17 protein-coding genes and 1 tRNA gene are annotated in these 17,504 nt (G+C 48.7%); 7 read left to right on the forward strand and 11 right to left on the reverse strand.

Annotated features, from left to right (window positions below):
- Position 1: 1 nt before the first annotated feature.
- The 5 genes from FE839_RS00095 to FE839_RS00115 form a co-directional block, all read right to left on the reverse strand.
- Complete coding sequence (locus FE839_RS00095; protein WP_171034780.1) at positions 2-922, reverse strand: carbohydrate ABC transporter permease; 921 nt, start codon at positions 920-922, stop codon at positions 2-4.
- Positions 923-946: 24 nt separating this feature from the next.
- Positions 947-2,221 carry an ABC transporter substrate-binding protein gene (locus FE839_RS00100; protein WP_138357899.1) on the reverse strand — a complete coding sequence of 425 codons (1,275 nt, stop codon included), beginning with the start codon at positions 2,219-2,221 and terminating at the stop codon, positions 947-949.
- A 20-nt stretch (positions 2,222-2,241) separates the two neighbouring features.
- Positions 2,242-3,408 carry a PLP-dependent transferase gene (locus FE839_RS00105; protein WP_138357901.1) on the reverse strand — a complete coding sequence of 389 codons (1,167 nt, stop codon included), beginning with the start codon at positions 3,406-3,408 and terminating at the stop codon, positions 2,242-2,244.
- The gene (locus FE839_RS00110; protein ID WP_138357903.1) at positions 3,395-4,105 is read right to left on the reverse strand and encodes a FadR/GntR family transcriptional regulator; all 711 of its coding nucleotides are present in this window, start codon (positions 4,103-4,105) and stop codon (positions 3,395-3,397) included. Before FE839_RS00110 ends, FE839_RS00105 begins: the two co-directional genes overlap by 14 nt.
- A gap of 364 nt (positions 4,106-4,469) precedes the next feature.
- Positions 4,470-4,655: a hypothetical protein gene (locus FE839_RS00115; RefSeq protein WP_138357905.1), complete on the reverse strand. Its 186-nt coding sequence runs from the start codon at positions 4,653-4,655 to the stop codon at positions 4,470-4,472.
- A gap of 407 nt (positions 4,656-5,062) precedes the next feature.
- Here FE839_RS00115 and FE839_RS00120 point away from each other — a divergent pair, with 407 nt between their 5' ends.
- The 3 genes from FE839_RS00120 (at position 5,063) to FE839_RS00130 (ending at position 8,563) form a co-directional block, all read left to right on the forward strand.
- Positions 5,063-6,250 (forward strand): M20/M25/M40 family metallo-hydrolase, encoded by a 1,188-nt coding sequence (locus tag FE839_RS00120; protein ID WP_171034781.1) that lies wholly within the window; start codon positions 5,063-5,065, stop codon positions 6,248-6,250.
- Between the two features lie 38 nt (positions 6,251-6,288).
- Positions 6,289-7,527: an MFS transporter gene (locus FE839_RS00125; protein ID WP_171034782.1), complete on the forward strand. Its 1,239-nt coding sequence runs from the start codon at positions 6,289-6,291 to the stop codon at positions 7,525-7,527.
- A gap of 103 nt (positions 7,528-7,630) precedes the next feature.
- A complete protein-coding gene (locus FE839_RS00130) occupies positions 7,631-8,563 on the forward strand; it encodes a LysR family transcriptional regulator (RefSeq protein WP_138357911.1) in 933 nt (310 codons plus the stop codon).
- A gap of 134 nt (positions 8,564-8,697) precedes the next feature.
- Here FE839_RS00130 and FE839_RS00135 read toward each other — a convergent pair whose 3' ends face one another.
- The 4 genes from FE839_RS00135 to FE839_RS00155 all read right to left on the reverse strand — a co-directional run bounded on the left by FE839_RS00135 (position 8,698) and on the right by FE839_RS00155 (position 11,663).
- Complete coding sequence (locus tag FE839_RS00135; protein WP_138357913.1) at positions 8,698-9,036, reverse strand: hypothetical protein; 339 nt, start codon at positions 9,034-9,036, stop codon at positions 8,698-8,700.
- A 59-nt stretch (positions 9,037-9,095) separates the two neighbouring features.
- Positions 9,096-9,458 (reverse strand): hypothetical protein, encoded by a 363-nt coding sequence (locus tag FE839_RS00140; RefSeq protein ID WP_138357915.1) that lies wholly within the window; start codon positions 9,456-9,458, stop codon positions 9,096-9,098.
- A gap of 322 nt (positions 9,459-9,780) precedes the next feature.
- Positions 9,781-10,713, reverse strand: coding sequence for an FAD:protein FMN transferase (locus tag FE839_RS00150; RefSeq protein WP_138357919.1), 933 nt, complete (start codon positions 10,711-10,713; stop codon positions 9,781-9,783).
- Positions 10,710-11,663: a LysR family transcriptional regulator gene (locus tag FE839_RS00155; protein ID WP_138357921.1), complete on the reverse strand. Its 954-nt coding sequence runs from the start codon at positions 11,661-11,663 to the stop codon at positions 10,710-10,712. Before FE839_RS00155 ends, FE839_RS00150 begins: the two co-directional genes overlap by 4 nt.
- 147 nt (positions 11,664-11,810) lie before the next feature.
- Between FE839_RS00155 and FE839_RS00160 the strand changes: the two genes are divergently transcribed.
- Together FE839_RS00160 and FE839_RS00165 are read left to right on the forward strand one after the other, a co-directional pair.
- Positions 11,811-12,419: an NADPH-dependent FMN reductase gene (locus FE839_RS00160; RefSeq protein WP_138357923.1), complete on the forward strand. Its 609-nt coding sequence runs from the start codon at positions 11,811-11,813 to the stop codon at positions 12,417-12,419.
- 5 nt (positions 12,420-12,424) lie between these two features.
- Positions 12,425-14,845, forward strand: coding sequence for a flavocytochrome c (locus tag FE839_RS00165; protein ID WP_138357925.1), 2,421 nt, complete (start codon positions 12,425-12,427; stop codon positions 14,843-14,845).
- Positions 14,846-15,111: 266 nt separating this feature from the next.
- Here the strand turns inward: FE839_RS00165 and FE839_RS00170 are convergent.
- Positions 15,112-15,188: transfer RNA gene (locus FE839_RS00170), tRNA-Arg, on the reverse strand.
- A 343-nt stretch (positions 15,189-15,531) separates the two neighbouring features.
- Here FE839_RS00170 and folD point away from each other — a divergent pair.
- On the forward strand, positions 15,532-16,398 hold the full coding sequence (gene folD, locus FE839_RS00175) for a bifunctional methylenetetrahydrofolate dehydrogenase/methenyltetrahydrofolate cyclohydrolase FolD (protein ID WP_138357927.1): 867 nt from the start codon (positions 15,532-15,534) through the stop codon (positions 16,396-16,398).
- A 1-nt stretch (position 16,399) separates the two neighbouring features.
- Positions 16,400-16,612: a ribosome-associated protein YbcJ gene (gene ybcJ / locus FE839_RS00180; protein WP_138357930.1), complete on the forward strand. Its 213-nt coding sequence runs from the start codon at positions 16,400-16,402 to the stop codon at positions 16,610-16,612.
- Between the two features lie 33 nt (positions 16,613-16,645).
- Here the strand turns inward: ybcJ and FE839_RS00185 are convergent, their stop codons facing one another.
- Positions 16,646-17,389 carry an SDR family oxidoreductase gene (locus tag FE839_RS00185; RefSeq protein WP_138357933.1) on the reverse strand — a complete coding sequence of 248 codons (744 nt, stop codon included), beginning with the start codon at positions 17,387-17,389 and terminating at the stop codon, positions 16,646-16,648.
- Positions 17,390-17,504 lie beyond the last annotated feature (115 nt).

A 17,504-nucleotide genomic window follows, 5' to 3' on the forward strand; every position in this document is an offset into this window, starting at 1 on the left:
CTTACTTCAACAGTTGATGACGAATACGCAGCAATACCAGCGCATAGACGGTCATCAGCAGTAGCAGAAACACAGCCATCGCCGAGGCGTAGCCAAAATCAAGTTTGCGATAGGCAGTGGTAAAGATGTAGCTCGATAAAATGGCGGTGGAGCCCGCAGGTCCGCCATCGGTCATCACGACGATCAGGTCGGCAAAGTTGGCAATCCAGATAGTGCGCAGCATCACGGTGATGGCAATCATCGGCGCGAGGAACGGCAGCGTTACGCGACGAAACTGCTGCCAGCCGCTGGCCCCGTCCATTGCCGCCGCTTCATACAAATCTTGTGGAATAGATTGCAGCGCGGCCAGCAGGGTGATGGCAAAAAATGGAATACCGAACCAGACGTTGGCGATCACTGGCCCCCATATTGCCAGTTGCGGATCGGACAAAATGTTGTAGGGCTGGCTCAGGATGCCTGAATCGCTTAACCACTGCGGCAACGGCCCGACCACCGGATTGAACAACCATGACCATGTCAGCCCGGAGAGAAACGCCGGCACGGCCCAGGGCAAGAACACCAGCGCCTGCACCCAGCGCCGAAAGCGAAACTCGCGATTGAGCAACAGCGCCAGTAGCAGCCCGAAAAAGAACTGCAACAGTAGCGAGCTCAGCGTCCAGTTGAGGGTGTGACCAAGCGCTTTAAAAAAGCGCCGGTCATCGAGCATGGCGGAAAAGTTATCCCAGCCAACCCAACCGTTCTCCATCGGGTTAAGCAAGTTCATGCTCTGAAATGCATAGGAAATACCGATCGCCATAGGGACAAAAATAAATACGGCGATCAGTACCAGCCCCGGCGACAGATAGCACCAGGGCTCCAGCATTCTCGCCCATCGCTGGCGACGAGAACGCATGTTGCTGGCCGGCAATGACGTATCAAGCATCAGCATCGTTCCTCATGAAGGCCATTATTTCTGCGCAGCAAGCCATGCTTTCTGCTCTTTCGTGAGGTATTTCGCCCACGCCTTCACCATCGTTGCGGTGTCGTTCTCTCCCAGCAGAGTCTCCTGCGAGCTTTCTTTGACGATCACCGAGTTGAAATATCCCCAGCCTTTCAGATGGGTAGGCATGGTCAACGGCACATAATTCGGATCGTTCAGTTCTTTAAACCAACCGGAAAACTGGGGGGTTTTATAGAAGGGGTCCTGTTCAGCACCCTGATAAATGGGCAACGTGCCGACAAATTTCGCCCACGCCAGATTGTTCGTTTTATTACTGAGGAAGGCGATCAACGGCCAGGCGAGATCGTTCTGCTTGCCTTGTCTGAACATCGCCCATCCGGTGTAGCCAATCGTCGGGAAGGCTTTGCCCGATGGACCTACCGGCATTGGCGCGACGGCGAAATCATCTGCTGGCATGCTATTTTTGATGGCGATCAGCGCATCGGGATCTTGATCCAGCATGGCGCACTTGCCGGAATAGAAACCGGAGACGATCTCATTGAATCCCCAGTTAATACTGTCTTTTGGCGCCCCGCCTTGCTGATACATATCCACCAGAAGCTGTGCGCCTTTAATCGCCCCAGGCTGCGTTAACGTGCTGTTACCCTCTTTATCAAAAAACGCCGGTGAGCCGTTCATGGCCGTCATAAACATCATCCAGGCGTTGGTGCCGCCGACGCCGCCGCGCAGACAGTAACCGCTGATGCCGTGACCTAACGCGCTGATCCGTTTCGCATCGCTTGCAAACTCTTCCATGGTTTTCGGCGGCTCGCTCAGACCCGCCTCTCTGAACAGTTTCTTATTCCAGAACAGCGCCCGCATATAGAAGCCATAAGGGATCATGGTGGCCTTGCCGTTAGCGGCACGCGCCATCGCTAAGGTTTTAGCGGTAAGTTGTCCCGTGCCTTCCCAGCTTTTCATCCGTGGTTCAAGGTCCTCAAGCATGTTGTTGCTGGCGTAGAGGCCCTGCCAGGTATCAGGCATCTCCACCACATCCGGGATCTGACCGCTCTGTAACATCGTCCCGAGTTTCTCGAAAGCCTGCCCCCAGGGAAGCGAAATCAATTCGATTTCCGTACCAGGATGTTGCGCCTTATATTCATTGAGCATTTTCTGCAACAGCTCGGTACGCGGTGGGCTGGTGATCACTTCCACCACCGTCAGTTTGGCGGCCATGCTATTCAACGCCATGGTCAGTCCGGTTGCCAGAATCAGCGCTCTCAGCGTGAAGGGATGTGTCATTGCATTCTCTCCAGGGTGGTTTATGCGTGCGTTGCGGCGGTGAGGGCCTGTTGTAGATCGGCCCACAGATCCGCGGTATCTTCGAGACCGACTGAAATGCGGATCAGGCGGGGGGAAACGGCAAAATCAACAGCGGAATTAAACGCGCTGTCCTGATTGATAACGGAAATGGCCGGCATCACCAGGCTCTCAAATCCGCCCCAGCTCACTCCCATATGGAACAGTTGCAGGGCGTTGCACAGTTTCGGGATATCAATAGATTCCGCCACGGCAAATGAAAACAGCCCACTGTAGCCGCTCAGGGATGACCACGACGGCGGTTGCAGTCCGGGGTGATAAACCGCGGTCACCTGCGGGTGGGCCTGGAGATTTTTCGCCAGCGTCAGCGCGCTGCGATGATGTTGCTGCATGCGCAGCGGCAGGGTACGTAATCCGCGCAGTAGCAATGACGCTTCCTGGGCAGACAGTTTTCCCCCGAGATACGGGCTGATGTGGCGACTGATATTGGCGATGTGCTGCCGACTGGAAATCACCAGCCCCGCAACCACATCGCTATGGCCGCTGATGTATTTCGAGGCCGAATGCACCACGATATCGATCCCGCAGGCCAGAGGCTGCTGGAACAGCGGCGAAGCCCAGCTGTTATCAATAATGGTGGTCACCCCGGCGTCACGCGCCAGAGCAGAGAGTTGCTTAAGATTTTGTTCGCTCATCACCCAGCTTGCTGGGCTTTCCAGGTATAACAGACTGGCACCAGGCAACGCCGCGCGTATTGCCTCAGGATCGCCGCCATCAACAAACTCAGTGTCGATTCCAAAACGATGGCAGAAGCCGCGCAGGAAACGGTAAGTGTCAGGATAGACATGATTAATACAAACCACCTTTGCGCCAGGCGAGACAACGCTCAGAATCGCGTTGCTGATGGCCGCCATACCACTGCTAAACGCCAGACAGGCTTCACCGCCCTCCAGCGCCGCCACTTTATCCTGTAGCGCGACTACCGTCGGGTTATCGACGCGGGAGTAGAGTGGTTGATCGTTCTCGCCACGGAAACGCGCGATCATGCTGTCATAATCGCTGAAGGTGAAGAGCGATGATTGGTAAATCGGTGGGGATACAGCCCCTTTTTCATGGCGCAGATCATGGGTAAGCAGGGTTTGCTTCTCAAGCGGTTTAGCGTTTGGCATTAATCACATCCTTCATGTCGCGTTCAGTGATATCAAGAATCTGGTGGCAAATAGCCCGTGCCCCTTCGCTGTCGCGCTGACGAATGGCGTTGAAGAGCTCACGGTGCAGGGGTAAGGAGTCAGCAAACAGCGCCTGTTCAGGCGGCGACTCAAAAAAGGCGTGTAGCGAGTCGTAGACGCCGTTCAGCATCTGAAGCAGTAATGGGTTACCGGAGGCGCGATAAATGCTGGCGTGAAAGGCCCAGTCTTCCGCGCCCGCAGAACCGACCGCCATGTGTACGCGTTCCACCTCATCCAGCCGCCGCTCAATCTCGGCAAGATCCTCTGCGGTGGCGCGCTGAGCCGCCAGCACGCAGGATTCCGATTCGATAATACGGCGCACTTCCAGGGCGTGGAGCATATTGGTCGAGTCGTTTTTAAAGCGCAGTGAGAGAAAGCTATCGTTGATGCCAATATCCACCTGCAGGAAGGTACCGCTGCCTTTTTTGCGCAGGATAATTCCCAGCGCTTCCCAGCGTTTAAGCGCTTCACGTACCGTGTTGCGGCTTACGCCTAATTTCTCCGCCAGAATCCGTTCAGGCGGTAAACGGCTGCCAGTCTGGATGCCAGATTGCGCGATATAACGCGTCAACGCATCGAGAATCAACGTATCGCTCTGCGGTGTGGAAATAGGAGAAAGCGCTGCTGATGTGTTCATCGCCCTGCCTTAATTGGTCCAACATCTCTACCAATAGTTAAAGCAATAAGCAGGCCATATTTTTTATCATTGAATTTAAATGAGTTTTTTTATTCTGGATGATGAGTCTGGTTGTTTGTGGTGCAAATTAATCGGTTTTGCACCAGCGCAGATCCCGGCAAATGAGCGATTAACAGAGAAGCGTATGCCTGGCGCAGGCGACAGGGGAACAAGCGCGGCAATAATGGCCGCAACACGGATTAACGAGCCCGTCACGCGCAAACATCCGCGGGCCTGAGAGTGCACAACGGATGCGGCCTCGTACACCGGAACGGCGGTGCCGGCATATAAACGACCGCCGCTATAAAGATGAGACGGTTTGGTGCTACATGTAATGTTCAAACTGCCATGCAGCAACGGCCACCAGTACGAATAAGACAGCAAGGATAACGCCAGTCATCCGGCGGCGAGTATAGAACGCAATCCAGGCGGAGACGCCAATCAACGTCAAGGTCACCGGCCAACAGGCAATGGCGGTAAGGTAAGCAACTATCAGATAATCCTTAATCAAAACGCGCTCCTTTGATGGTTTTCCCGCCGTTTGGATCGCGGGATATGGTGATGGTACACCATCGCGCTAACGCGTTCCTTTATCTCTCCGTTAAATCAGTGCATCTGTACACCTTCTTGTGTATACCCGTCATACTTCAGAGGGTATGTGCGTTGACAATAACGCGGCCCATTTCTGGATCTCATCCCACAAGGTCCGTCAGGCGCTATTCAAAATGACTCATTGTCTTATTCTGCGACTCGAATTATTTAGGGTATAGATTACCCGTCTTCTCTGTTCATTAAAATAGAACGCGTTTATTTTTATGCTAACGACAGCTACAGGCCTCTTATATATATTGATATCAAATGGTGTTATTGGTGAGGCAGACCAATGATTGTTTAATATTACTCACTCTGGAGAATGAGATGAAAACATATGATAAGTTAACCTATGATTTTGATATCGCGTTAAAAAAACATGCTCCACGGGCTCAGCAGGTCAATATTTGCCTGGCGGAACATCCCGAAATATCGGGTAATGAACAACGTTCGTCAGAAGAACATATTCGTTTTTTAACAACGCTTGGGCTTACGGTTGAAAAAAACTATTGTGATATTCCCTATGCCTATTTCGCACATGTCGTTAAGAAGGCGAATGCTCAATATAAAATGGTAATTATTGCCGAATATGATGCTTTACCGGATATTGGTCATGCCTGCGGACACTGCGCCAGTGGGTCCATTTCATTACTCGCCGCTGCCGGGCTAAAAGAAATTGAGGATGCGTTAGATGTAGATATCGATATCATCGGCACACCTGATGAAGAATACACTGGTCAGAAAGTCCCCATGGTAGCAAAAGGTATTTTCGATAAATACGATTTTGCCATGATGATCCACATGGGCAGCGGCGTTTCAACGGCAAATTATCAGATTGTTTCGCTTAGCGCTTTCCGCGTTCGTTATCGTGGAGTCAGTTCTCATGCCGCCGCCGCGCCATTTCTCGGCAAAAATGCCCTTGATGCGGCAACACTGTTGATGACTTCCTGCGGACTCCTCCGCCAGCAACTGCGACCTGGGACGATCATGTCTTATTATGTGGTTAACGGCGGTACCGTCAGCAACTCAATTCCAGACTTTTGCGAACTTGAGTTTATATTACGACACGATCGCAAATCGTATTTACAGGAAATAAAAACAAAAGTTCTTAATTGCATTAAGGGCGCCGCCATAATGACGGATACGCAATATGAAATTGAATTTGTAGGCAATGAATTTGCGGACATGCCGTATTTAAAAACGGGCACTGATACAGTGTGTGAAGTTTTTAATGAACTGGGTATAAAAAACGAACCGACTATCCCGATCACCATCTCTACCGATATTGGTAATGTCGGCTATGCCTGTCCATCCATGCACCCCATTCTGGCCGTTTGTGAGCAAAACTATCCATTACATACCAAAGAACTGGCGGCCGAAATGATTAAACCGACTATCAATACCACTATTGAAAATGGTGGGAAAGTATTAGGGCATACTTTCCTGAAATTTATTACCGAAAAAGAACGTTTCACCACTATTCGTGCTGATTTTACGCTGGCAGTGACCGCCTAAAAGAAGATTGCAGCTAATCAATGGTAGAGACTATTACAATGAAACTTAAAGATATTATTAGGTTAATAGTATTAGGTATGTGTGGCGGAACTATTTATCTCCTGCCCTATATGAAGTATTATTTTTTTAACCAAATGGTAGAAAACACTGGAACATCCGGGCAAGCATTAGGTTATCTTGTCACCATATTTGCTGTAGCCTGCCTTTTCCTGTTACTTCCAGGTGGCATTCTGGCCGATCGTCTATCGAGTAAAAAGTGTATTTTCTGGTCACTTATTAGTACCACGCTATTAACGATAGTTTATGCATTTACCTATCGCTCCTATACATTTTCATTGATCATCTGGTTCCTGCTGGCTTTTAGTTCAATTTTCCTCGCCTGGCCGGCGATCATGAAAACCGTGCGCACGATTGGTGGAGAAAGGACCAGCACGGCATATAGCATTTACTATGCTTCTAATGGTTTGACTGGCGCGCTGGCGGGATATATCACAATCAAGGTTTATGGGATGCTCGCTGCCAGCGATGCAGCAACCGGATTCTTCTGGAGTATTATGGTTTCTGCTATCGCTAATGCCGCAGTAGCCTTCTTGTTGTTATATCTGTTGCGCGATATCAAAGAGACCATTGAGGGTAAAGGCGGCAAGCTACCAACATTACAAGACTCCTATTCAGTCATGAAGATGCCTGTAATCTGGCTAATTGCTATCGTGATGTTTTGTACCTATTCACTTTACGTGGGGATCACGTTCTTTACGCCTTATCTGACATCCGCCTTTGGTATCAGTGATGAAGTTTCCGGCACGCTCTCATTGGTACGCTCTTATATTTTTATGTCGCTCACGCCGCTCACCGGTATTATTGCCGATCGCTGGATGAAATCGACGTTAAAATGGTTCACGATCGCAGGTCCTGTCGCTATTGTTTGCCTGATCGCGGTTATTGCAATCGGTGATGATGCAGGCATGATAGTACCGGTAATGCTGTTGACGATGGTCGCAGCATTTTTCGTTTGTACCTTATATGCATCAATGTTCTCAATTATGTCGGAGTGCAAAATTCCGTTGTCGATCGCCGGTACGGCAATCGGGCTGGTATCGATTTTCTCCTATACACCGGATATCATTATCCAACCGCTCTTTGGCTATTTTGTTGATAATAAACAGTATTCATATATTTTCATTTCCCTTGCGGTGATGGGTATGTTGTCGCTCATGTCCTGTCTTCTGTTGTTGCGTCGCAAATCCCAGGAATTTCCTGAGGTCGTGACTCGCTAATCGCATAAAATAGTGAATAGCTCAGATAGCGCTCTTCCAGGTTGACGTTTATTCCAGAAATACGCGAAAAGCGCTGTCGTCTCAAGGACAAGTGGAGAAGGAAATGAAAACCAACCAGATTCAATATTTCTTAGCCATTATCGATCACGGAGGGATCCGGGCGGCAGCAAGATCATTAGCGATTTCGCAAAGTGCAGTCACAAAAGCGCTCTCAGAGCTTGAAGAAAAATGTGGTAGCCAATTAATCGTACGCCAGACCAGGGGAGGGATTAAATTAACCAATACGGCCAAACGTATTGAGCCCTATTTTCGCTCAATCCAGGCCAATATGAATTGGGCAAAGGCTGCGATTGATAATACCAAAACCGGCGATTATGGGGTATTGCGTGTTGGCGTCACACCCCTTATCGCCACCACGGTGCTCGACGAAGCTTATAAATGGTTTCGTTCGCGCTTTAGTCACGTTCAACTCCAGTTCACCGATGGCCTGCTCAGCAACATCACGCCAGCATTAAAATCCAGCAAAATGGATTACGCCATTGCGCTGCTGATGGAAGACTGGTTCTGGGATCAGGATCAAATAGCCGTTGAAGAACTCTTTAGCCTTCCGCAGGGATTTGTCGCACGAGAAAATCATCCTATATTCCAGTCCCGGGATCCTAAGATGACATTAAGCCATTATGAATGGCTGATAACCATTGACTCCTTCGAAGAAGCCGATAGTTTTATTAGTCAATGTATTGTCAATCAGGGGATTGAAAAACCTCTTTCAGTTATGCTGGTCGATACATTGATATGCTACAAACTATTGCAGAGTACAGATTGTATTGCCGTCGTACCGAAGGCGCTTTTTCAAAACGCCCCGGGATTCGTCCGTATGCGAGCGTTAGATTTATACCAGTCAGCGCCGTGTTTTTCCCTGCCAAACCTAAAACTGGTCCTCCTTCGTTCACCCGCTAAACCCGTAAACCATGCTGGTGAATTTTTAATTCACTGTATTATTTCTACAATAAAGGCGCGTTTTAATCCTGTGTAAATAATGCCGTTGTACTCCACCAGATTGACAGGCAGCACCGGGAAAAATCAGAGAAACCACGCCGATAAACTGACAGCGGCGCAACAAGCCTGACTCTGGCCGCTGTCACAGCAGATTGATAGCATAAGAATTTATCATTTCAACTGGCATTCTTTGCTGATTTCATTCTCAATATCGCGTTCTTTCGAATGTTCCACAAGTCTCTTAAATTTACGTTTAAGCTCAATACCGGACGACGTACAGTTTTTGGCGTCGGCAAGTCGTACAGCAGCACTGTATGCGTTATAGCATTGGTCAACATCTGAAACGTTCTTTTTACATTTACTAAAAATAATAAAAGTACTGTCGGGATGTTGTAACATTTCTTCTATTTCAGTATTAGTTTGCGCCTCACGGAGTATTTGGGGGAGAAACAAAACTGTAGCAATCACTATCAGTACTGCGCCAGTAGCCGCCATTAATTTAAATGCCAAACTGATTCTCCCATTAACGCAATATTTGTTTACGGTTAACCGTCACATGGACGTGTTCGTCACTCAAGCTCTTTCTGGCAAATGGCTATCATCGATGAAATGGCTTTATGCACATCGGGAGCATTGGGGGCATAATAAAAGTTCACACTGGTTTGTTTTCCGCCAAAGGATGAGATATCAACCCACGCCACATCTTCATCGTTAGCGTCCTGTAAATCGTAACGATCCGTTCCACCTGGCAAAGGATCATCCCTCATTAGCGACAGTTTCTGCGAGAGCGCCGCTGAGTACAGGCAATTTTCTACCGAGTGCTTTTGTCCTTTGAAATACACTGTTTTCAATTCCGGATGAATTCCAACGCGACCGGGATCCACGCAGCCACACAACATGATGGCCAGGATGCTTATAACAGCTTTATTCATCTACATAAATCTCCTTTGAATAAATGCCGCTCATACTAAACGCACATTCTTATACGTTACGTCAATAATATCCTGACACGGATTATTTTTTTGAACGGAAATACGACTGCCAGCCAGAGAAAAGCCGCCACCATAGTGGCTGGTGAAGGTTACAGCATTATCCGATAAAACAACCTAAGAGCCTGGCCCATTAGGACTATTTTGCTTGTCATTTTGAACCTGGGCAGTGCTCAGAATCCTCACGTACTACGTGTACGCTCCGGTTCTTCCGCGCTGGCCGTGTTCAAACTGGCTGCGCCAATAACGCCTGGTGGGATAGGCTCTAAACCAGGGTTATTTTTTCCCTCAGGTTGGAAGTGGTGGCTAATTGTCCATCAACGGTAATCACAATAGCGTCCATCCCCTCTATTTTATTGACCGTTTGTAAAATAGTTTTCGCATCCAGGCCAAATAGCTTCGTCGTGTAGACATCACAATCTATTGATTTATCAGAGATAATAGTTAAAGAAGCAATATTATTCTCCACTGGATAGCCGCTGCGGCTGTCAAAAATATGGTGGTATTTATTACCTTCGTGCTCGAAGGTCCTTTCATAGATCCCTGAAGTCACTACCGACTGATTTCTTACCTTGATCTTTGCAACACAGTGGCCTCTTGGCAGAAAGGGATTCTGTATCCCGACATCCCAATAGGAGCTTTTTTTAGGTGATTCTCCATAAACAAGCACATTGCCACCAATATCAATCATGGCGGAAACAGGATCTTTTTCTTTGAAGAAATCCATGATCTTATCGCTGAAATACCCTTTCGCGATGGCCCCCAAATCTATTTCAAGGCCCTCTTTGGCAAAAAACACCGATTTTTGCTCATCATCCAGGATGATATCTGCAGGATCCAGGCGCGTCAGAACCCGGTGGATCTCATGCTGGCTCGGGACGCTTGCTTCAGCAAAGCCAATCCGCCAAAGCTTAACCAGGGGGCCAATCGCAATGTTCAAAAAACTATTGGGTTCCAGACTATGATCTCTCCCTGTCTTGATCAATTCATACAAATCCGGATCCACAACGACCGGCTCTTTGGCCGCTGTGATTTTCAACGCAGACAATTGAGACAATTCGCTGTTGGCGCTAAAGACGTGCTCGTAATGCTTTAACATGTCACACGCCACTGCTAGCCACTTCTCAGCCTGATCCCCCTTAAAATAAAGGTGAATCCGGGTTCCCATAAGACCGATCGCTTTATTGGCCTCTGTCATGCATTCTCCTTCTCACGACGTGAGTATTGGGCGGTATCTTTATAACGCAGAAATGAATCAAGCAGATCCATATCAATCGCCGACAGTTCCCTGTTGCGGTTATGCGCGATGAAGTAATCTATGTTCAACTGGTCAACGGGCAGTTCATAGATATTATATTGTGAGGGGGAGGGTTCTATGGCCACACTTTCAGGGACAAAAGTAAGGCCCATACCGGCCATAGCAAGATTTTTCACCGTGGCTATTTCACTGCTTTCGACAATGATATTGGCCTTTATTTTATAAATACCCAGCAGGTGATCGATCTGCATTCTGATGGCCGATCCCTTAGACGTTAACACAAGCTTCTGTCTCAATAGGTCCTCTATGGCAATACTCCCTTCCGCAAGAGTGGCGGTCTCTTCCTGATAAAGCTCGCTGGAGCTGGGGATCACGGCATAATACCGATGCTTCCCCCAGGAAACGGCGCAAACAGCGGGAGCAAGACGACTTGAGTTTTGTCCAATCCAAAAGTCCACTTCACTCTTTAACAGCCTTTTCTCATTGTTTTCTGGTATATCTTCCACCAGCTCGATTTGACATTCGGGATAGAGGGCCAGAAATTTCGGCAAAAAAAGCGGGATCAGGTAAGTGCCGATACTGGGTAAGATACCGATTTTTATCGTCGTCTTCCCCCTATCCGTTATCACATTGATTTGCCTGCGCATATTGGAGTAAATCGTTTCGAGTGAACCGAGATAGTCATAATAAATCTTACCCTGCTCAGTTAAACGATAAGGCAGTTCATGGCGGTTGATAATCTGACAATTCAGTTCTGCTTCAATCCGTTTAATGACCTGAGTTAAATAAGGTTGGGATATATAGAGGGACTCGGCAGCCTTGCTGTAGTTGCTGAACTTAAGCAAAGCATCTATATAACATAAGGCACTTTGATTCTTATATTTTAACATTTTCTTCCCCTCCGGGCCCTTTACCCCAACATTATAACAAATTACTTATCATGTACTAATGAAGAGTTATTAGATAGCTTTTGTATACTGTGTTAAAACAATACTAGGATATTTTTTATGGTTATTACAGCACAGGAAACCTTTAATATGAACTACTTAGCAATTGTTGGCACCAATTCTAGTGTGTCAACAAACCGCATGTTGCTGCAATTTATGAAAGAACATTTTAAAGAAGAGGCGCGGATAGAACTCTGTGAAATCAAAGATCTTCCGGCATTTTATGAAGCCGAAGATGAGCAGATTCCTCAGGAAGTGGAAGCCTTGTCCGTTAAAATCCGTCAGGCTGATGGTGTGATCATCGCTACCCCCGAGTATGACCATACCATCACCGCAGCCTTAAAGAGCGCATTAGAATGGATCAGTTATACCAGTCAGGCGCTCACGGATAAGCCCGTCTTGATAGTGGGGGCTTCCCATGGCGCTCTCGGCTCGTCCCGCGCTCAGGCCCATCTTCGTCAAATTCTTGATTCCCCTGAATTATCCGCTCGACTTATGCCTGCCAGCGAATTCCTGTTAGGAAAATCACAAAGCGCCTTTGATGCAGGAGGCATTTTAATCAATAAAGCCAAGTTAGCTGAACTCGATGAGATTTTTAGAGAGTTTGTTCTGTTTACCGAACTTATTACAAAATTGTTATCAGACAGGTCAGTAATCAAAAAAGACAAAAAATTCGCCTGGCAAACTCAGGGGGCATAAGAGAAATGAAATTTACTGCAATTGTTGGAACCACGTCGCCAAAGTCCTATAACCGAATGCTGCTTCAGTTTATGAAAGCGCATTTTAAAGACAAAGCTGAAATTGAGCTGTTAGAAATCAACGAAGTCCCGATGTTTAACCAGGACTGCCCGTCTAACAATCCACAGCTCCTGGAGATTAATGAAAAAATAGTGGCAAGCGATGGCGTCATTATTGCCACACCAGAATATAACCACTCCATTCCTTCCAGCCTGAAAAGCGTTCTGGAATGGTTAAGCTACGAACTTCATCCTCTGGATAACAAGCCGGTTATGATTCTGGGCGCGTCGATCGATTATCAAGGCTCTTCTCGCGCTCAGTTGCACCTTCGGCAGATACTCGATGCGCCCGGGGTCAATGCCAATGTGATGCCTGGCTACGAATTCTTGCTGGGTAATGCCAATACGGCCTTTGACGAGAAGGGTCAGTTGAACAACGAAGGAACTATCGACTTTCTGGAAATCTGCTTCCTGAGATTCATGCGTTTTGCCAAAATCTCGAATCAATTAAATAAAGAAGAAGATTTTTCTTTCGTCCCTGGCACCTATGAAGTACATGCATCAGGCCATGGAGGCGCCCTTCCCATGAAGGTTTCCTTCAGTGAAAAGAAAATCGAAAGCATTTATATTGACACCGCCGGTGAGACAGAAGGTCTGGCTGACGTCGTGTTTGTGAGAATTCCTGACAAGATAATCGAGGGTCAGACCCTGAATGTGGATGCGCTCTCTGGCGCATCAGAGACAAGTCACGCGGTAATTGATGGTGTTGCCAAAGCCGTTAAACTGGCCGGTGTGAACCCTGACATCTTAAAGAAACGGCCAAAACCAGCCAGCAGTTTGAACCGTAGCGATGAAGAGTACACCTGTGATGTGGTTGTCGTTGGCGGAGGTGGCGCTGGCTTAAGCGCGGCGGCAACCGTCTTACAACAAGGCAAGCGTGCCATCGTTCTTGAAAAATACCCCGCGGTTGGCGGCAACACGATTCGTAGCGGTGGTCCAGTCAATGCTGCAGACCCTGAGTGGCAGAAGACATTTCAGGAAAATCCGGGCGAAAGACATACTATCGAGGCGCTGTTAAACACCGATGAACGTGATATTCACCAGGAGTATCTGGCTGATTTCAGAGCGCTGAAAGCCGAATTTGCTGCCTACCAGGCGCAATTTGGCGATAACAAAGGCTTTCTGTTTGACTCTCCGCTGCTGCACAGAATGCAGACTTACTTCGGTGGCAAGCGTACTGATCTTCAGGGAAACAGCATCTACGGCCAATACGACCTGGTTAAGATTCTGACCGACAGAGCCTTAGAGAGCGTTAAATGGCTTGAAGATATTGGTGTTGAATATAACAAAGAGATCGTTTTCGCTCCTGTTGGCGCACTATGGCGTCGAGGTCATAAACCGGTCAAAAAATATGGTACCGCCTTTATTCTGGCATTAAGCAAATACATTGAAGAGATGTCTGGCACCATTATTACCGATAGTCCGGCAAAAGAATTTCTCATCGAAAAGGGTGAAATTAAAGGGATTATCGCGACAGGTGTAAACGGACAAAAAATTACCGTTCATGCTAAAGCGGTGATTCTGGCCAGCGGTGGTTTTGGTGCAAATACCAGGATGCTGAAACAGTACAACACCTACTGGAGCCATATTGCTGACGACATCAAGACAACCAATTCCTACGCGATGACAGGTGACGGTATCCTTCTGGGTCAGTCAGTGGGCGCAGCCTTAACCGGCATGGGCTTCACCCAAATGATGCCGGTGGCCGACCCGAATACAGGCGAGCTCTTCAGTGGCCTTCAGGTACCACCAGAGAACTTCGTCATTGTAAATAAAGAGGGGAAACGTTTCATCAATGAATTTGCCGGGCGAGATGTTTTAACCAAAGCCGCACTGGCTGAAGGCGGCCTTTTCTATCTGATTGCTGATGATGAGATCAAGAAAACGGCTGCGAATACCAGTCAGGAGAAAATTGATCGCCAGGTTGAAGCCGGTACGCTCTTTAGGGCAGATACGCTGGAAGAACTGGCGCTTAATGTCGGCATGAACCCGGATGTACTCGTGGATACCATCAACAAATACAATCGCTATGTTGAAGCTGGTGAAGATCCTGAATTCCACAAAGATACGTTTAGCTTAAAGGTAGAAAAAGCGCCGTTCTATGCCACACCGAGGCAACCTGCTGTTCACCATACCATGGGCGGCCTGAAGATTGATGCCGCCACCAGGGTTCTGGATGAACACAACCAACCGATTAAGAACCTCTATGCTGCCGGCGAAGTCGCAGGGGGTATCCACGCCGGTAACCGCCTCGGTGGTAATGCACTGACTGACATTTTTACTTTTGGCCGAATTGCAGGCCAGACAGCGCTTGCAGAAATGAACTGACTTAGCGTGGGGTCGTCGTTAACCGGAGAGATTAACCCAACTTGGGTTAATCTCTTTTTAATGCGAAACATGAAAATATCCACCATATAACTGTGGATTTAGCAGACGAGAGTTGATGTGGTGATAATGAAAGAGTGACGATGCAACCCAATCACCTGACAGATCACGTGATGAAAATTGATGCGATTTTGGGAGATAACGACACCACTACGACGCCAGGAGGAAATCAGGCAGGCTTAAAACTTGCCTAATCTATTGATAACAAATGGTACGCCCTACAGGGTTCGAACCTGTGACCTACGGCTTAGAAGGCCGTTGCTCTATCCAGCTGAGCTAAGGGCGCATTGAGAAGTGGCAACTTCATGATATGCAATCGCCGGAATTATACGGTCCACGTCTGGTGAGTCAATGTATTTTGCCGTGAACCCCCGGTTGCCTGCGTAACCTGCCTGATTATACGGCGAAAGGCGTATAAAGTTTGTCCAACTCCATGTTTCTGCACGTTAACTTTAATTCTGTCTTAATGCGCTTTTTTTGTCCCTGTGACGATGCGGATAAAAACATTATTCATCACTCATTATGCCAAAGGAAGATAAAATCTTAAACGAAGACTGACAGCGAGGCTGGCTTCTGACAAAATATCGTCATCCCCCTTTCGTAAAGATACAGATGGAATCCTCTCTCTGATGGCAGCAAAAATTATTGACGGTAAAACGATTGCGCAGCAGGTACGCTCTGAAGTTGCGGAAAAAGTAAAGGCTCGCGTTGCGGCCGGAAAACGCGCACCAGGATTAGCCGTCGTACTGGTCGGCAGCAACCCGGCATCGCAGATTTATGTCGGCAGCAAGCGCAAAGCGTGTGAAGAGGTCGGCTTCGTCTCCCGCTCATACGATCTCCCGGAAACCACCAGTGAAGCAGAGTTACTGGAACTTATTGACACACTGAATGCCGATAACACTATTGATGGCATTCTGGTCCAGCTACCGCTCCCCGCCGGCATTGACAATGTCAAAGTTCTGGAACGCATTTCACCAGACAAAGACGTCGACGGTTTCCATCCTTATAACGTCGGCCGCCTGTGCCAGCGGGCGCCGCGCCTGCGTCCGTGCACCCCGCGCGGCATCGTCACCCTGCTTGAACGTTACAACATCGATACCTACGGTCTGAACGCGGTGGTCATAGGCGCATCCAACATCGTCGGACGCCCGATGAGTATGGAACTTCTGCTGGCGGGCTGCACCACTACCGTCACCCACCGCTTTACTAAAAACCTGCGTCATCATGTCGAACACGCCGACTTGCTGATCGTCGCCGTGGGCAAACCCGGCTTTATCCCGGGTGAGTGGATCAAAGAAGGCGCGATCGTGGTAGATGTCGGGATTAACCGCCTGGAAAACGGCAAAGTGGTTGGCGATGTGGTTTATGAAGACGCCGCCGCACGTGCGTCATACATCACGCCGGTCCCCGGCGGCGTTGGTCCGATGACCGTTGCCACTCTCATTCAGAACACGCTGCAGGCGTGCGAAGAGTACCACGATATTCAGGAGGCCTGAGATGGCGAATTTTTCTTTAGGCAAGCACCCGCACGTTGAACTGTGCGATCTGCTGAAGCTGGAAGGCTGGAGCGAAAGCGGCGCGCAGGCGAAAATCGCCATTGCTGACGGTCTGGTCAAAGTCGACGGCACGGTAGAAACCCGCAAACGCTGTAAAATCATCGCCGGGCAAACGGTCAGTTTTGAAGGTCAGAGCGTTACCGTTACCGCGTAAAAGCACTGGCGCCGCAACCCGGCGCCTTAACAATTATCCCCGTCCGACAAACGGCATTTTGTTCGCCATAATCGTCAGCTCCAGCACATTTGTCGTTGGCGGCAATGCCGCAATCATCTGAATCGCCGCCGCAACGTCAGCCACATCCATCATCGCCTCGGCCGCAATTGTCCCGTCTGCCTGATAAACGCCTTTACGCATTCGTGCAGATAGCTGCGTTTCGGCGTTGCCGACGTTAATCTGCCCACAGGCGATATTAAATTGTCGGCAATCGAGCGCGATGGATTTAGTCAGCCCGGTAATCGCGTGCTTCGAGGCGGTATAGGGTGCGCTGTACAGGCGTGGCGTAGTTGCAGAAATGGAGGCGTTATTAATAATACGTCCGCCCATCGGCTGCTGCTGTTTCATGATCTTGATAGCTTCTTTGGCGCAGAGGAAACTGGCATGCACGTTAAGATTAAATACCCGCTGCCACTCTTCAAACGGGATCTCTTCAATCGATTTAGCAGGGCTATTATTGCCTGCATTATTAAACAGCAGATCCAGACGGCCAAAATGTCGGCTGATACGCTGAAAAAGCGCCTCTACCTGCTGAGGGTCGGTCACATCGGCAGCAATTGGCACAAATCGTTCCGCGTCCAGCCCCTGAGCGCACTCGATAAGCGGCTGTTCGTTACGCGCCACCACGACCACCACGTAGTTCATCTGATACAGCGCTTTCGCCGCTGCATAGCCAATACCTTTACTTCCCCCGGTAACCAGCGCCACCTTCTGCATATCTCTTCTCCCTTATGATGTTCGTTTCACGCTAGCGCGTTAGCGGCTTTACGGGAATGGAAGAATGCAAAAATCAGGTGCGAAGATCTGTTCATTTGCCTGAATCGGGGCAAAA

Origin of the sequence: Klebsiella indica (assembly GCF_005860775.1) — a bacterium.
Taxonomy (GTDB): Bacteria; Pseudomonadota; Gammaproteobacteria; order Enterobacterales; family Enterobacteriaceae; genus Klebsiella; species Klebsiella indica.

Coding starts and splice junctions, on each gene's coding strand:
- FE839_RS00120 (WP_171034781.1), top strand. CDS start 5,063: ATGAAAACATATGATAAGTTAACCTATGATTTTGATATCGCGTTAAAA.
- FE839_RS00130 (WP_138357911.1), top strand. CDS start 7,631: ATGAAAACCAACCAGATTCAATATTTCTTAGCCATTATCGATCACGGA.
- FE839_RS00110 (WP_138357903.1), bottom strand. CDS start 4,105: ATGAACACATCAGCAGCGCTTTCTCCTATTTCCACACCGCAGAGCGAT.
- ybcJ (WP_138357930.1), top strand. CDS start 16,400: ATGGCGAATTTTTCTTTAGGCAAGCACCCGCACGTTGAACTGTGCGAT.
- FE839_RS00100 (WP_138357899.1), bottom strand. CDS start 2,221: ATGACACATCCCTTCACGCTGAGAGCGCTGATTCTGGCAACCGGACTG.
- FE839_RS00155 (WP_138357921.1), bottom strand. CDS start 11,663: ATGTTAAAATATAAGAATCAAAGTGCCTTATGTTATATAGATGCTTTG.
- FE839_RS00165 (WP_138357925.1), top strand. CDS start 12,425: ATGAAATTTACTGCAATTGTTGGAACCACGTCGCCAAAGTCCTATAAC.
- FE839_RS00185 (WP_138357933.1), bottom strand. CDS start 17,389: ATGCAGAAGGTGGCGCTGGTTACCGGGGGAAGTAAAGGTATTGGCTAT.
- FE839_RS00095 (WP_171034780.1), bottom strand. CDS start 922: ATGCTTGATACGTCATTGCCGGCCAGCAACATGCGTTCTCGTCGCCAG.
- FE839_RS00140 (WP_138357915.1), bottom strand. CDS start 9,458: ATGAATAAAGCTGTTATAAGCATCCTGGCCATCATGTTGTGTGGCTGC.
- FE839_RS00125 (WP_171034782.1), top strand. CDS start 6,289: ATGAAACTTAAAGATATTATTAGGTTAATAGTATTAGGTATGTGTGGC.
- FE839_RS00150 (WP_138357919.1), bottom strand. CDS start 10,713: ATGACAGAGGCCAATAAAGCGATCGGTCTTATGGGAACCCGGATTCAC.
- FE839_RS00160 (WP_138357923.1), top strand. CDS start 11,811: ATGAACTACTTAGCAATTGTTGGCACCAATTCTAGTGTGTCAACAAAC.
- folD (WP_138357927.1), top strand. CDS start 15,532: ATGGCAGCAAAAATTATTGACGGTAAAACGATTGCGCAGCAGGTACGC.
- FE839_RS00105 (WP_138357901.1), bottom strand. CDS start 3,408: ATGCCAAACGCTAAACCGCTTGAGAAGCAAACCCTGCTTACCCATGAT.